The sequence below is a fragment of the Krasilnikovia sp. MM14-A1004 genome (assembly GCF_047159485.1).
Classification (GTDB): domain Bacteria; phylum Actinomycetota; class Actinomycetes; order Mycobacteriales; family Micromonosporaceae; genus Actinoplanes.
Map to the genome: position 1 here is coordinate 3465295 of NZ_AP038773.1, position 13381 is coordinate 3478675.

A 13381-nucleotide genomic window follows, 5' to 3' on the forward strand; every position below is an offset into this window, starting at 1 on the left:
GAAACCATGCCAGGACTGTTGCGAGGGATCGCGCGCACGGCGGTGGTCGCCGGTACGGCCAGCGCGGTCGCCGGCCGGGTCCAGCGCCACCAGGCCGAGAAGTTCGCCGACCGGGACGCCGGCATCTACGCCGACCGGACCGCGGCGTACCAACAGCAGATGGCCGCCCAGCAGCCGTATCAGCAGCCGTATCAGCAGGCGGCTCCGCCGCCGCCCGCGGCGAGCCCGCAGGTCGACGTGATCGAGCAGCTCAAGCAGCTGGGCCAGCTGCGCGATCAGGGCGTGCTCACCGACGAGGAGTTCAACGCCCAGAAGGCGAAGCTGCTCGGCTGACGCTCGACATCGCGCGCCGGCATGCCGCTCAGGTCAGCGGCGTGCCGGCGCGCAACAGTGCGGGGCTGAGCGTCGGGGCGGCGAGCTCCCGGCTCCGTACGGCGTTCGCACCGGCGCGGGACGCCTGGCGCAGGCACTCGGCCAGCGGTGCGCCGCCGAGGTGGGCGGCGAGGAACCCGGCGAAGAACGCGTCGCCCGCGCCGTTGGTGTCCACGACCGCCCCGGCCGGGGTGGCGGGCACCCGGACGATCGACCCGTCCCGGGTGCACGCGATCGCGCCCTGCGCGCCCTGGGTGCAGACGGCCAGTTCCGTCCCGGCCGCCGCGCGGGCGCGCAGGAACGCCTCGGGGTCGGCGAGACGTTCGCCGCTGAGGAACAGGTAGTCGGCGGCGTCGAGGAACTCGCGGTGGAACTCGCTGACGCCGTCGTAGTCGTGCAGGTCGCACCAGATCGGCTTGCCCGCGCGGCGGGCCGCCCGCAGCACGGGGCGCGCGTGGTCGGCGAGGTCGGCGACGACCACGTCGGCGTCCTCGATCAGGCCGGGCGCCACCGTGACCTCGTGGGCGGGCGTGGGCAGCGTCAGGTAGACCGACAGGCGCCGGCCGTCGGTGTCCATCAGGTTGACGTGCCGCTCGGTGCCGTTGCCGCTCGGCATGGCCCGGACATCGACGCCGTGGTCGCGCAGTTCGGCGGTGATGCGCCGGCCGGTGTCGTCGTCGCCGACGAGGGTGAGCAGCGTGACCTGCACACCGAGCCGGGCGAGGTTGAGTGCCTTGCCCGCGGAGGTGCCGCCCAGGGTGTCGTGATGCCACTGGGCGAAGAGGGTGTGCGGCTCGGGGGCCGGCAGGTCGGCGACGTGGACGATGAGGTTCCACGCGGCCGGGCCCGTGACGAGGACGCGATGCATGGCGACATCCTGCCCTACCGCCGACGCGTTCACACCACCTCTGCAAGAATTTTCATTGCCGCACTTACGGTCGGTGATTCGCCCCACAGGCACCGCAAATCCAGCCTGACCTGCGAACAGGATCGCATCGGGGGCGGCAGCGTCCACTGCATGAGATTGACCCGTCTTGCAAGAACTTGCAGGCTGGTGCCGACCCGAACGCCCGTCGATGCGGAGAGACACCCCATGCCATCGAGTACCCATCCCGCCACCCGTCCGAGCGCCGGCCGGACCCGTATCCGCGCGGGCGTCAGCCTGCTGGCCGTGGCCGTGGCCGCGACCCTGGTGCCCGCCGCACCGGCCGCCGCCGCCCCCGACAGCGCCGAGGCCGCCGCCACCGCGCCCCTGGTGCGGTTCCTGCCGGACTGGACCACCACGGTTGATGGCGTCATCGCGGCGAACAGCACCGTCCTGGTGGACTACGACCCGGACCGCCTGCCCACCTGCCGCGCCCAGTACGCCGGCGGTGACGCGTGGAGCATCAACGTGGAGTACCGCGTGGACGGTGGAGCGATCCAGCGCCAGCCGGTCACCCAGCTCAACAGCAACCGCAAGCAGGTCAAGGTCCTCGCGTCGCTGCCGCTGGGCGCCGACGCGCACGAGGTGGAGCTGTGGTTCGTCTCCGGCGACCGCGCGGGCTGCCGGGAGTACGACTCCCGGTACGGCGCGAACTACCGGTTCCCGGTCGCGCGGTAAGGGCATGACTCCGCTGCGTACGGTCCTGCGTACTCTGCTGGTCGTGGCCGTCGCCGCCGGGATCGGCGCGGCGGCCCGCCCGGCCGCCGCGTCCCCGCCGCCGCCGCGCGAGCTGGGCGTGCCCGACCTGGGTGGCTACTGCCGATCGCTGGGCTACGCCGACGCGATCGCGCTGGGGCGTTCCGCCTACGACTGGCACTGCCGCACCGCCGACCAGCATTACGCCGACCTGACCCTGGACGGCGCCTGCCGGTGGACCTTCGCCAACCCGGATGCCGTGGACCGCATCGCGGACTTCTGGCGCTCCGGCAGCGTGCAGTGCTGGCGGGTCCGCGACGACATCATCGCGCCCGACTTCGACCGGTACTGCCGCACCACCGGGGCCGACGGCGCCGTCCTGGTCGGCGCCGACGCCTACAGCTGGCGCTGCGTCACCGGCGGCAGCGACCCCGGGTACGCGAGCATCGACGTGCTGGCCGCCTGCCGGGAGACCACCTTCGGGTACGCCACGATCGACCGCTTCGCCGACTTCCTGGACCCCCACTCCTGGCAGTGCCGGGTCTGAGCGGTCAGCGGGGCGGCAGGATCCGCGCCAGGCGGGCGGCCGCCGTGGCGCGGTCCGCACCGCCCGCCTTGGCGCAGATCTGCGCCACCCGGGTCTGCACCGTCCGGACACTGAGGAACAGCCGGTTCGCGATCTCGACGTCGGAACGGCCCGCCGCGATCAGCTCGGCGATCGGGGTCTCCTGCTCTGTCAGCTCGATGCCGGGCGCCGCCGCGTCGTCGTCCAGGCCGAGCCCGTGGCGCACGGCCAGTGCCTCGCGCCGCGGGCCGACCGCCGCGTCGTCGGCGTAGCAGGCCAGGGCCTGCTCGACGCAGCGGCGCGCGGTGGACAGGTCGCCGGCCCGGCCGTGGCAGGCCGCGGCCAGCATCCAGGCGCGGCCCGCCTCCATCAGCAGCTCCGCGTCCACCAGCACGGACGCCGCCGTCGCGGCCAGTGCGGCCGCGGCCGCGGGCTCCGCCGCGCTGCGCGTATACGCCCGGGTCAGCAGGGCCAGGCCGCGGCCCACGTCGCGCCCCGGATCGGCGACCTGTTCGGCCAGCTCGGCCCAGCGGGCGGCCTCCGCGGGCAGGCCACGGGCGGCGGCCGACTCGGCGAGCACCGAACACGCCACGAGCCGGTTGTGCGGGTACAGGTCGGGCAGCTGCGGCCCGCCGCCCGCGGCCACCATCGCGTCGCGCCCACCCTCGACGTCACCGGCCGCGATCCGGGCGAACGACAGCATCGCGCGGGCGGTGGCCAGCCAGACCCGGCTCGACGTCGCGGCCGCGACCGCCTGCTCCCCGACCGCGACCGCCTCCTCGTACGCCCCGGCGCACCGGAGCAGCCAGCACTCGGTGAGCAGCGCCAGCGCCAACGGCTCGTCGGCACCGAGCAGCCGGGCGATGGTGGTGGCCTCCTCCGCGGTGTGCCGGGCGGCACCGATCCCCGCGAGCCGGGCCTGCGCAAACGCCTGCGCCGAGAGCAGGTACGGCAGGATGTACCCGTGCCCGGCGGCCACCGCGACCCGGCGGCACCGGTGCAGCCGGCGCAGTGACTCGTGTGGGCCGTCGAGATAGAGCCCGCTCCAGCACAGCCAGGCGAACAGGTCGATCTGCCGGGCGATGTCCTCGTCCGCGACCGTGTCGATCAGTTGCCCGGGCGCGGGTTCGCCGGGGGACCCGTACCCGGTCATCTGCTGCAGGGCCGCGGCGATCCGGGCCGGGGCGGTGCCCGGGCCGAGGGCGGTCACCCGGTGCAGCAGCTCCCCTGCCTCGCGCAGGCGGCCCTGCATGACGCCGTACGTGGCGAGTTGCAGGCTCAGGTGCAGCGCGTCGGGGGCATCCCGATCGGGCAGCCGGGCCAGTTCGTCGGCCAGCAGCAGCCGCGCGTCGTCGGTCTGCCCCAGCAGCCGCAGCAGGGTGGCGGTCCAGGCCACGGCGTCGGCCCGCTGCGGGTGCCCGATGGGCAGCCGGTCGAGTACGGCGCCCATGGTGGCGCGCGCGTCGGCCAGCCGGCCGCCCGCGGCCTGCCGACCGGCGAGGTACATGAGCAGGTCCCCGTGCTCGGACGGCGCATTCGCGGGCAGCAGCCGCAGGGCGGCCCGCAGCCACGCCACGGCCGTGGCCGGCGCCTGGGTACCGACCGAGCGGGCCGCCGCGACCAGCGTGTCCGCCGCAGCGGTGTCGCCGGGCGACGCCGAGCGCGCCACGTGGTGCGCCCGCGCTCGCGGCGGCGCGCCCACCGACGTGAGGTGCTCCGCGGCGCGGGCGTGCGCGCCGAGCCGCCAACCGGCCGGGGTGGACGCGTACACGACCTGGCGCACCAGCGGGTGCCGGAACCGGAAGCGGCCGGTGCCCGGCACCGGCTGCAGCACCGCCCGGCTGGTCAGCGCGTCGATGCTGCGCAGGGTCGCGGGCGGGGGCAGCTGCGCCACGGCGGCCAGCAGGGCCGGCTCGATCTCGTACCCGCAGACGGCCGCCGCGGCCGCGACCGCGCGGTCCAGCTCGCCCACGGCCGCCAGGTCGGCCAGCAGGGCCGCACGGACCTCGGGCGGCAGCTCGACGGCGTCCACCACGGGCTCCGTCCGCGGCCCGTCACCCCCGTCACCGGAGAACCCGTCGCCGGAGAACCCGTCCGCGGAGAACTCGTCGCCGGAGAACCCGTCCGGGGAGAACCAGTCGGCGAGGAACCCGTCCGCCGGGACCCCGGCGGCGGAGAGCCCGGTGGGTGGGAGCCCGGCGGGTGGCGCGGTCGGTCCGGCGCCGGGTCCGAGGTCCGGCTCGGATCGGCGCAGCGCCTCCAGGTACAGCGGGTTGCCGCCGCTGAGCCGGTGCAGCTGCCGCACCCGGGCGGCCCGGACGTCGCCGCCGAGCAGCGCGGCGACGTCCGGTTCGCGCAGCGGTGCCAGCCGCAGTCGGTGCACCCGCGACTGCCCGGCCGCGAGGGCGGCGGCCAGCCGGGCCGGCACCTGCGCCGGCCGGTACGCCACCGCCAGCAGCACCCGGCCGACCGGCGGGCGGCGCAGCAGGAACTCCAGCAGATCCACCGAGGACGGGTCGGCCCAGTGCACGTCGTCGAGCAGCAGCACCAGGCCGGACGGCGCGGCCAGCTCCTCCAGCGCCCGGCGCAGGGCCCGCATGGACCGGAACCGCGCGACCGCGCTGTCGTCCGGGCCGGGCCCGGCCAGCAGGACGTTCTCCAGGGGGCGCAGCTCGGCGGGCGCGGGCGGTGCGCCACCGGTGTGGCGGGCGTGGTCGTCGAGCGCCTCCACCAAAGGCGCGAACGGGACATCCTGCTCGAACTCCGTGGCCCGCCCGGTGATCGTCCGCAGGCCCTGCCGCCGGGCCTGGTCGGCCAGCTCGGCCATGAGCCGGGTCTTGCCGATGCCCGGCTCACCCACCACCTCGACGACCTGGGCGGCGCTCCCGGTGAGGCGCAGCGCCTCGCGCAGCACCGCCGACTCGGCCTCGCGCCCCACCAGGATGGAGCACCCGCTCGATACGGCCATTCCCCCGCCCTCCCCCTGCGCCGCCCGAACATTCTGCCAGGTCGATGCTTGCGCGGTCGTCCCCGCGGCCGTGACCGCGGTCGCCATCGGCGCCCGTCGGCCGGCGCCGTCGCGGGAGTCCCTCCGGGCTTGCTATGCAACGAGTTGCATAGGAGGATGCGAGGCATGGCCCTCGAACACGCGATCCTGGTCTCGTTGCTGGAGCAGCCCGGCTCCGGCTACGAGCTGGCCCGGCGTTTCGAGCGCTCGATCGGCCGGTTCTGGACCGCGACCCACCAGCAGATCTATCGCGTGCTCAAGCGCATGGAGGCCGACGGCTGGGTCACTGCCGAAACGCTCGGCCAGGAGGGCCGCCCCGACAAACGCACCTTCCAGGTGGCCCCCGCGGGGCGTACCGCGCTCGTCACCTGGCTGCACGAGCCGGTCCAGCCCGAGGCCGTCCGGCACGAACTGGCCGTCAAGATCAGGGGCGCCGCGTTCGACGGCGCCGCCGGGCGGGCCGCGCTGATCACCGAGGTGGAGCGCTACCGCAAGACCCACCAGGACACCCTCGCCCGCTACCTCGCGGGCGAACGCCGCGACTTCGCCGACCCGGCCGCGCTCGACGTGCAGCAGTCCCTGCAGCACGTCGTGCTGCGCGGCGGCATCGCGTACGAGCGGATGGTGCTCACCTGGCTGGACGACGTGCTCGACACCCTGCGCGACCTGGACCACTGAACCGTCCAACCCTCACCGAAGGAAGGGGAACGCTGTCATGGCGGACTCGCCGCTGCTCAACCCGCGTACCTACGACCCGGCCCACCTCGACGACGAGAGCCGCCGCCTGCTGCGCGCCACCGTCGACTGGTTCGAGGCGCGCGGCAAGCAGGCGCTCGTCGAGACGTACAACCAGCGGGCCTGGTACGGCGACTTCCTGGACTTCGCCGCGAAGGAGGGGCTGTTCGCCACGTTCCTCACACCGGCGGCCGACGGCGAGGGCAACCCCGCCAAGCGGTGGGACACCGCCCGCAACGCCGCCCTCAGCGAGATCCTCGGCTTCTACGGCCTCGGCTACTGGTACACCTGGCAGGTCACCGTGCTGGGGCTGGGCCCGGTGTGGCAGAGCGCCAACCCGGCGGTCCGGGCCCGCACCGCGCAGCTCCTCGACGACGGCCACGTCATGGCGTTCGGGCTGTCCGAGCGCAGCCACGGGGCGGACATCTACTCCACCGACATGATCCTCACCCCGGACTCCGACGGCGGGTTCCGCGCCACCGGCAGCAAGTACTACATCGGCAACGGCAACGTGGCCGGGCTGGTGTCGGTGTTCGGCCGCCGCGCCGACGTGGAGGGCCCCGACGGGTACGTGTTCTTCGCCGCCGACAGCCGCCACCCCGCGTACCACCTCGTCAAGAACGTGGTGAACGCGCAGATGTACGTCAGCGAGTTCCGGCTCGAGGACTACCCGGTGCGCGCCGAGGACGTGCTGCACACCGGCAAGGCCGCGTTCGACGCCGCGCTCAACACGGTCAACGTCGGCAAGTTCAACCTGTGTACGGCCTCCATCGGCATCTGCGAGCACGCGATGTTCGAGGCGGTCACCCACGCCCACAATCGCGTCCTGTACGGCAAGCGGGTCACCGACTTCCCGCACGTGCGCCGTGAGCTGACCGACGCCTACGCCCGGCTGGTAGCGATGAAGCTGTTCAGCGACCGGGCTGTCGACTACTTCCGCAGCGCCGGACCGGACGACCGCCGGTACCTGCTGTTCAACCCGATGACCAAGATGAAGGTCACCACCGAGGGCGAGAAGGTCATCGACCTGCTCTGGGACGTCATCGCCGCCAAGGGCTTCGAGGCGGACACCTACTTCGACAAGGCCGCCCGCGACATCCGCGGCCTGCCCAAGCTCGAGGGCACCGTGCACGTCAACCTCGCGCTGATCCTGAAGTTCATGGCCAACTACCTGTTCGCCCCGGCCCAGTACCCGCCGGTGCCCACCCGGCACGACGCCGCCGACGACGAGTTCCTGTTCCGGCAGGGCCCGGCCCGCGGCCTCGGCGCGATCCAGTTCCACGACTGGCGTACGGCGTACGACACGCACGCCGCGGTGCCGAACGTGGCCCGCTTCCGGGAGCAGGCCGACGGGTTCTGCGCCCTGCTGCTCGGCGACGCCCCGAGCCCGGCCCAGCAGGAGGACCTCGACTTCCTGCTGTCCGTGGGCCACCTGTTCGCCCTCATCGTGTACGGGCAGCTGATCCTGGAACAGGCGGAGCTGACCGGCCTCGACGGGGACGTGCTGGACGAGATCTTCGACGTGCTGGTGCGGGACTTCTCCGCGGGCGCGACAGAACTGCACGGCAAGACCGCGACCACCGAGGCGCAGGCCGCGTGGGCGCTGGCACACGTGCGCCGCCCGGTGCAGGACGCGGCGCGCACCGCCCGGGTGTGGGCGCAGGTCGAGGCGCTCAGCGGGGCCTACGAGATGCGGCCCTGACCGAGCGGTGACGTCCGGCGCCGAGCGGGTGTGACCCGCCCCTCGGCGCCGGGCTCCCGTGCAGCAACCCGCAGGGACCGGCGGGGAAACGAACGCTTGGTGCACTAGCGCGGTGATACGTCTGACCAACCGGGCCGCGGCGGCGACCTCGTCCCGGGCATGGATCGCCTGGTCGCTGGCGGCGGTGCTGCCGGCGATCGGCTACTTCGTGACGCCGGCGACCGACGTCACCGCCCGCGCGGTCCTCTACTGCCTGGTCAGTGGCGGCTCCGCGGTCGCCCTCGCGGCGGGAGTCCTGCTGCACCGGCCGCGGGTCAGGTCGATCTGGTGGCTTCTCGCGATCGGCCAGGTGATGTACAGCGGTGGCGACATCGCGTACTTCCTGGCCGCCGCCGACGGCGACAGCAGCTACCCGCTGCTGGCCAACATCCTCTACCTCGCCCAGTACGTCTTCGTCGGCGCGGCGCTCGTGGTGCTGAACCGCCGCCGCGCCCCCGAGCGCAACACCGCCGCCCTGATCGACACCGCGATCGTCGCGGTCGGCGCCGCCGTGCTGTGGTGGGTGCTGCTCGTCGCCCCCATGGTCAACGTCCCCGGCGTCTCCGCGCAGGACCGCTTCCTCGCCACCGTCTACCCCGTGATGGACGTGTGCGTGCTGGCCGCGGCCATTCGCCTGCTGCTCGGCGGCGGCATCCGCCAGACCGCGCAGCACCTGCTGCTGGGCTTCCTCGGCCTGACCCTGCTCGGCGACGCCGCCTACGGCGTGATGACCCTGGCCGGGACGTTCACCGACGGTGGCTGGCCCGACGCCATCTGGCTGCTGGGCTACATCGCACTCGGCGCGTCGGGCCTGCACCCCTCGATGCGCCGGCTGACCGACCCGATCCAGGAGCGCTCGGGTGCGACGCTGTACCGCGTCATGCTGCTCGGGATCGCCACCGCGATCGCCCCGGCGGTGCTGGTCGTCCAGGACCTGCGCGACCTGGCCAATTCGGACCTCGTCGTGGTGACCAGCTCGGCGGTGCTGTTCCTGCTCGTCCTGAGCCGCATGGCCGTGCTCATCGCGGCGCAGCGCCGCATCGCCATCACCGACGGCCTCACCGGCCTCTACACCCGCCGCTTCCTCTCCGAGACGCTGCGCGTGGAGAGCGAACGGGCGGCGCGGCACGGCAGTTCGTTCGCGCTGCTGCTGATCGACGTGGATCATTTCAAGACCGTCAACGACACGTACGGCCACCCGGCGGGTGACCGGGTGCTGGTCGAGGTGGCCCGCCGGCTCAGGGACACCTGCCGCGGCACCGACGTGGTCGCCCGCTTCGGCGGGGAGGAGTTCGCCGTACTGGTGACCAGCACCGTCCCCGACGGCCTGGACAGCCTGGCCGAACGCCTGCGGGACCGGATCGGCCGGGAGCCGTTCGCGGTCGACAGCCGCACGACCGTCGGAGTCACGGTGTCCGTCGGCGCCGCCGCCCTGCCGCCGCACGCCGTCTCCCCCGACCAGGTCGTCAAGGCGGCCGACGACGCGCTGTACGCCGCCAAGCGCACCGGGCGCAACCGCGTCGTGATCGGCGGCCCCGCCCCCGACAGCGCACCGGCCGTCACCGGCGGCGCTCCGGACGACCCGGACGAGCTGGACCTGCGGATCCGGCAGTGGACGGACACCGTCGTCGGCACGTTGAGCGGCCGCACCGCCGTCCCGGCCGGCATGGTGACCGGCGTCTGTGCCGCCTGGGCGGTCATGCGCACACCACGGCTCGGGCATCCGGGGCTGTCGCGCGATCACGCCCGTACGGAGCTGCGCCGGTGCCGGGGTGTGCAGTTCCACCCGGACGCGGTCGACGCGTTCCTCACGCTGGAGGCGGCCGGCGAGGTCGGTGGCACACCGGCGCCGTTGGTCGCGGCACGCTGACGCGGCCGTGCCCGGCTCTGCCGGAGTTCACGGGTTGGCGGCCAGGAACAGGTAGCCGGAGCAGATGGTCAGGTGCACCGTCGCCTGCAGCACGGTGGCGCGGCCGGGCATCACGGTCAGCACCCCGACCACGGCGGTCAGCGCCAGCAGCACGATCTGGGTGGGGCCCAGGCCGAGCAGCAGCGGGCCGTCCAGCCAGATGGAGGCGATGGCGATCGCCGGGATGGTCAACCCGATGCTGGCCATGGCCGAGCCCAGGGCGAGGTTGAGGCTGATCTGGGCCCGGTCGCGGCGGGCGTTGCGGACGGCGGCGATCGTCTCCGGCAGCAGGATCAGCAGGGCGATGACGACACCGACGACGGTGTGCGGCAGCCCGGCGTCGGCCACCACCTTCTCGATCGTCTTGGATTCCACCTTGGCCAGACCGACGACCGCGACCAGGGCGACCAGCAGCAACATCAGACTGAACAGGGTCGCGCGGGCCGTGGGGGTGGCTGCATGCTCGTCGTCGGGCGCGGCGGATTCCGCGGACGCGTCGGCGGTGTGCCGTCCGGCGCTGCCGACCGGCACGAAGTAGTCGCGGTGGCGGACGCTCTGCACGAACACGAACAGCACGTACAGGACCAGGGAACTGACCGCGGCGAAGACCAGCTGGGCGCCGCTGAACTGCGGGCCCGGACTGCTCATGGTGAAGGTGGGCAGCACCAGGCTGAGGGTGGCCAGGGTGATCACGGTCGTCAGGGCGGCGCCCGTGCCCTCGGCGTTGAACACGGCGACCCCGCGCCGCAGCGCGGTGACCAGCAGGGACAGCCCGGCTATGCCGTTGCACGTGATCATCACGGCGGCGAAGACGGTGTCGCGCGCCAGCGACGCGGTGCCGGGACCGCCGGAGATCATCAACGTGATGATCAGGCCGACCTCGATCACCGTGACGGCCACGGCGAGGATCAGTGAACCGAACGGCTCACCGACCCGGTGCGCCACCACCTCGGCGTGATGCACGGCGGCGAGCACCGAGCCGGACAGCAGCAGGACGACGGCGATCTCGATCGCCGGGAGCAGGTGTCGGCCCCAGATCAGGACGAGGGCGACCAGCGCCACCAGCGGCACGATCGTCGCCGAACGGGTCAGCGGCGTGCCGGGAACCTTCACGTGATCGCCGTCCCGAACATACCGGGCAGCGTATCCGAAACCGGCGCCCCGGTCAGGGCCGACGGCGCTGTCGGCCCTGACCGTGCGGGGTTCAGGAGCAGCCGTGCTCCCAGTGCCAGCCGATGAACGTGTGCCGCAGGTCGACGGTGTGCCGGCAGGTCGCCGTGCCGTCCCCGGCCAGCACGACCGAGGAGTCGTGGGTATTGGCGTACCAGGTGCCCGTGACGTCGAAGATGCCGCGGTACGTGAAGTCGGCGTGCGCCGTGTACGTGGCCGCCGGGCAGGCTGCGGAGCAGCCACCCGAGCCGGTGGAATCGCGCACGGTCCAGCCCGCGTCCCACGGTTCCCGGTTCACGTGCGTGCTCACCCGGGAGTCGGCCGCCTGGACCAGGCCGTCGCCGGTGTTCCAGGTGTGGTCCGAGTAGAGCGCCGTCATCAGGATGTTGCAGCAGTCGTACATCTGCGAGAACGAGTGGAACGTGCGCGGCGCCGCCCCGGCGGCGAGGCTGCGCGCGGCGGTCCGGGCCGCCGGGACCACCTCGACCGGGCCGAGGTGGGCGGCGCAGTCGTCACCGATCGTGACGCTCTGCCGGACCGCCCCGCCGGGTGGCGGGGCGGGCAGGTCGGCCGTGAGGCGCACCTCGGGGCAGGCCGACCCGGGGTCGGCGTGGGCCGGTGCGCCCGTCAGGGTCAGCGCGGCGACGGTGGCGAGCGCCGCCAGCAGAGCGCCGCGCGTGCGTACCGATCCCCTCAACGGGTCGGGTGTGTGGTGCGCGGCGCCTTCGCCGCCGACCGGCGCGCGGCCGCGCGCAGCGAGCCGTCGGGGAAGAAGCCGGTCCTGGTCATGGCCAGGGTGTAGACCGCGTGGGCTGCGGCGTCGGACAGTTCGGCCAGGGCCGCGGGGTTCAGATTGTTCGTCGTGTCGCACGCCTGGTGGTAACACGCGTCGTACGCGGCGCCCGCGGTGCCGCCGTACACTGTGGCCTGCGCCTCTGTCTTCTTGCCCTCGGCGCCGCTGAACAGCCCGCCGGCCGGGATGCCCACCGCGATGAACGGCCCGTAGTCGGAGCGGCCGTTGAACTCCCGCGGCTCGGTGGCCAGCCCCTGCCCCGCGAAGTAGTCCGTGAAGATCCGCTCGATCTCGCCGGATCCGGGCGGGCCCGACACGGTGGTCTGTGATCCGTCGCCGTCGTAGACGAACCGCACGTAGTTCGGCGAGCCGAGCATGTCGAAGTTCAGGTTCGCGAAGATCCGGGCCAGGTCGGCGTCGGGCAGGGTCGCGACGTAGTGTTCCGAGCCCAGCAGTCCGGCCTCCTCCGCGCCCCAGAACGCGAAGCGGACCTTCTGCCGGGGCTTTACCTTCAGCGCGGCGAGCTGCCTGGCGATCTCCAGGTTGGTGGCCACGCCGCTGCCGTTGTCGTTGATGCCGGGGCCCTCGATCACCGAGTCGAGGTGCGAGCCGACCACGACGACCTTGTCCGGGTCGCCGCCGGGCGTCTCGGCGATCACGTTGCTGGTCTTCGCGGCCGGGTCGGCGAAGGTGGAGGTGGTGACGCGGGCCGTGACGGCGCCGGACTGCGTGGCGGCGAACAGCGCGGCGCCGTCGGCGTAGCTGAGCCCCACCACCGGGATCTCGAACGCCCTGCCGAGGTCACCGGAGAGCACGTCCGTGCGGCCCGCCTGGCCCTCGTTGAAGATCACGACGGCGTCGTACCCGGCGGCCACCGCGTTGCTCACCTTGATCTGGAACGTGCAGGTGCCGCGCTGGATCAGCGCGATCGCCGGAGCCGCACCGGCCGGGGTGAAGTCGGCCGCCTCGCAGCCCGAGGTGACGCCGGGGGTGGCCGGCGCCGGGACCTGGACGTCCGTGGTCGGCGTGACGGTGCCGGTGACGTCCCCGCTGCCGGAGAGGTCGAACGTCTTCGTCGCGTAGTCGGCCGGCGCCGGGGTGAGCTGGGCCAGCGTCGGCGGGGCCAGCTCGCGGAAGAACGGGAAGGTGAACTCCTGCTCGCTCACCCGGTAGCCCGCGGCGGTGAGGGTGTCCTTGACGTAGGCGGCGGAGGCGGCGTATCCGGGTGTGCCGGAGGCGCGGGTGCCGCCGTTCTGGCTGGCGATGCGCTGCAACACCCGCTCGTGGCCGAGGATGCCGTTGACAGTGACGGCGTCCCGCAGCCGCTTGCTGTTGACCCGATCAACGGCGTTCGCGGGTGCCGCCCCCAGCGTGACCAGCGACAACGCCGTCGCCGCAATGACTGCCTTGCGCAAGGATCCTCCTCTGTCGACTGTCGACCTCCGCGCAGCCTAGCCGGAAGAGAAGG

At 73.4% G+C, this 13381-nt stretch carries 11 protein-coding genes; 6 read left to right on the forward strand and 5 right to left on the reverse strand.

The annotated features are described in order from the left end of the window. Positions 1–6 precede the first annotated feature (6 nt). Entirely contained in the window at positions 7–333 is a 327-nt protein-coding gene (locus ACMCNN_RS15595) for an SHOCT domain-containing protein (protein WP_412746931.1), read from the forward strand. A 28-nt stretch (positions 334–361) separates the two neighbouring features. Here ACMCNN_RS15595 and ACMCNN_RS15600 read toward each other — a convergent pair whose 3' ends face one another. Next, the gene (locus tag ACMCNN_RS15600; protein ID WP_412746932.1) at positions 362–1240 is read right to left on the reverse strand and encodes a carbohydrate kinase family protein; all 879 of its coding nucleotides are present in this window, start codon (positions 1238–1240) and stop codon (positions 362–364) included. Between the two features lie 225 nt (positions 1241–1465). On the opposite strand from ACMCNN_RS15600, the gene ACMCNN_RS15605 reads away from it, so the two are divergent. Next, entirely contained in the window at positions 1466–1975 is a 510-nt protein-coding gene (locus ACMCNN_RS15605; RefSeq protein WP_412746933.1) for a DUF6209 family protein, read from the forward strand. A 4-nt stretch (positions 1976–1979) separates the two neighbouring features. Further along, positions 1980–2540: a hypothetical protein gene (locus ACMCNN_RS15610; protein ID WP_412746934.1), complete on the forward strand. Its 561-nt coding sequence runs from the start codon at positions 1980–1982 to the stop codon at positions 2538–2540. Positions 2541–2544: 4 nt separating this feature from the next. Here the strand turns inward: ACMCNN_RS15610 and ACMCNN_RS15615 are convergent, their stop codons facing one another. Continuing rightward, positions 2545–5526, reverse strand: a complete 2982-nt coding sequence (locus tag ACMCNN_RS15615; protein ID WP_412746935.1) for an ATP-binding protein — start codon at positions 5524–5526, stop codon at positions 2545–2547. A gap of 165 nt (positions 5527–5691) precedes the next feature. Here ACMCNN_RS15615 and ACMCNN_RS15620 point away from each other — a divergent pair, with 165 nt between their 5' ends. From ACMCNN_RS15620 to ACMCNN_RS15630, 3 genes are all read left to right on the forward strand, one after another. Then, positions 5692–6243 (forward strand): PadR family transcriptional regulator, encoded by a 552-nt coding sequence (locus ACMCNN_RS15620; protein ID WP_412746936.1) that lies wholly within the window; start codon positions 5692–5694, stop codon positions 6241–6243. A gap of 37 nt (positions 6244–6280) precedes the next feature. Next, positions 6281–8002: an acyl-CoA dehydrogenase gene (locus ACMCNN_RS15625; RefSeq protein WP_412746937.1), complete on the forward strand. Its 1722-nt coding sequence runs from the start codon at positions 6281–6283 to the stop codon at positions 8000–8002. 112 nt (positions 8003–8114) lie between these two features. Then, positions 8115–9911 (forward strand): diguanylate cyclase, encoded by a 1797-nt coding sequence (locus tag ACMCNN_RS15630; protein WP_412746938.1) that lies wholly within the window; start codon positions 8115–8117, stop codon positions 9909–9911. A 27-nt stretch (positions 9912–9938) separates the two neighbouring features. Here the strand turns inward: ACMCNN_RS15630 and ACMCNN_RS15635 are convergent, their stop codons facing one another. The 3 genes from ACMCNN_RS15635 to ACMCNN_RS15645 form a co-directional block, all read right to left on the reverse strand. Further along, positions 9939–11063, reverse strand: a complete 1125-nt coding sequence (locus ACMCNN_RS15635; protein WP_412746939.1) for a calcium:proton antiporter — start codon at positions 11061–11063, stop codon at positions 9939–9941. A gap of 91 nt (positions 11064–11154) precedes the next feature. Continuing rightward, positions 11155–11817, reverse strand: coding sequence for a hypothetical protein (locus ACMCNN_RS15640; RefSeq protein WP_412746940.1), 663 nt, complete (start codon positions 11815–11817; stop codon positions 11155–11157). After that, the gene (locus ACMCNN_RS15645) at positions 11814–13328 is read right to left on the reverse strand and encodes a M28 family metallopeptidase (protein ID WP_412746941.1); all 1515 of its coding nucleotides are present in this window, start codon (positions 13326–13328) and stop codon (positions 11814–11816) included. The genes ACMCNN_RS15640 and ACMCNN_RS15645 overlap by 4 nt, the downstream gene beginning before the upstream one ends. Positions 13329–13381 lie beyond the last annotated feature (53 nt).

Coding starts and splice junctions, on each gene's coding strand:
- ACMCNN_RS15595 (WP_412746931.1), top strand. CDS start 7: ATGCCAGGACTGTTGCGAGGGATCGCGCGCACGGCGGTGGTCGCCGGT.
- ACMCNN_RS15600 (WP_412746932.1), bottom strand. CDS start 1,240: ATGCATCGCGTCCTCGTCACGGGCCCGGCCGCGTGGAACCTCATCGTC.
- ACMCNN_RS15605 (WP_412746933.1), top strand. CDS start 1,466: ATGCCATCGAGTACCCATCCCGCCACCCGTCCGAGCGCCGGCCGGACC.
- ACMCNN_RS15610 (WP_412746934.1), top strand. CDS start 1,980: ATGACTCCGCTGCGTACGGTCCTGCGTACTCTGCTGGTCGTGGCCGTC.
- ACMCNN_RS15615 (WP_412746935.1), bottom strand. CDS start 5,526: ATGGCCGTATCGAGCGGGTGCTCCATCCTGGTGGGGCGCGAGGCCGAG.
- ACMCNN_RS15620 (WP_412746936.1), top strand. CDS start 5,692: ATGGCCCTCGAACACGCGATCCTGGTCTCGTTGCTGGAGCAGCCCGGC.
- ACMCNN_RS15625 (WP_412746937.1), top strand. CDS start 6,281: ATGGCGGACTCGCCGCTGCTCAACCCGCGTACCTACGACCCGGCCCAC.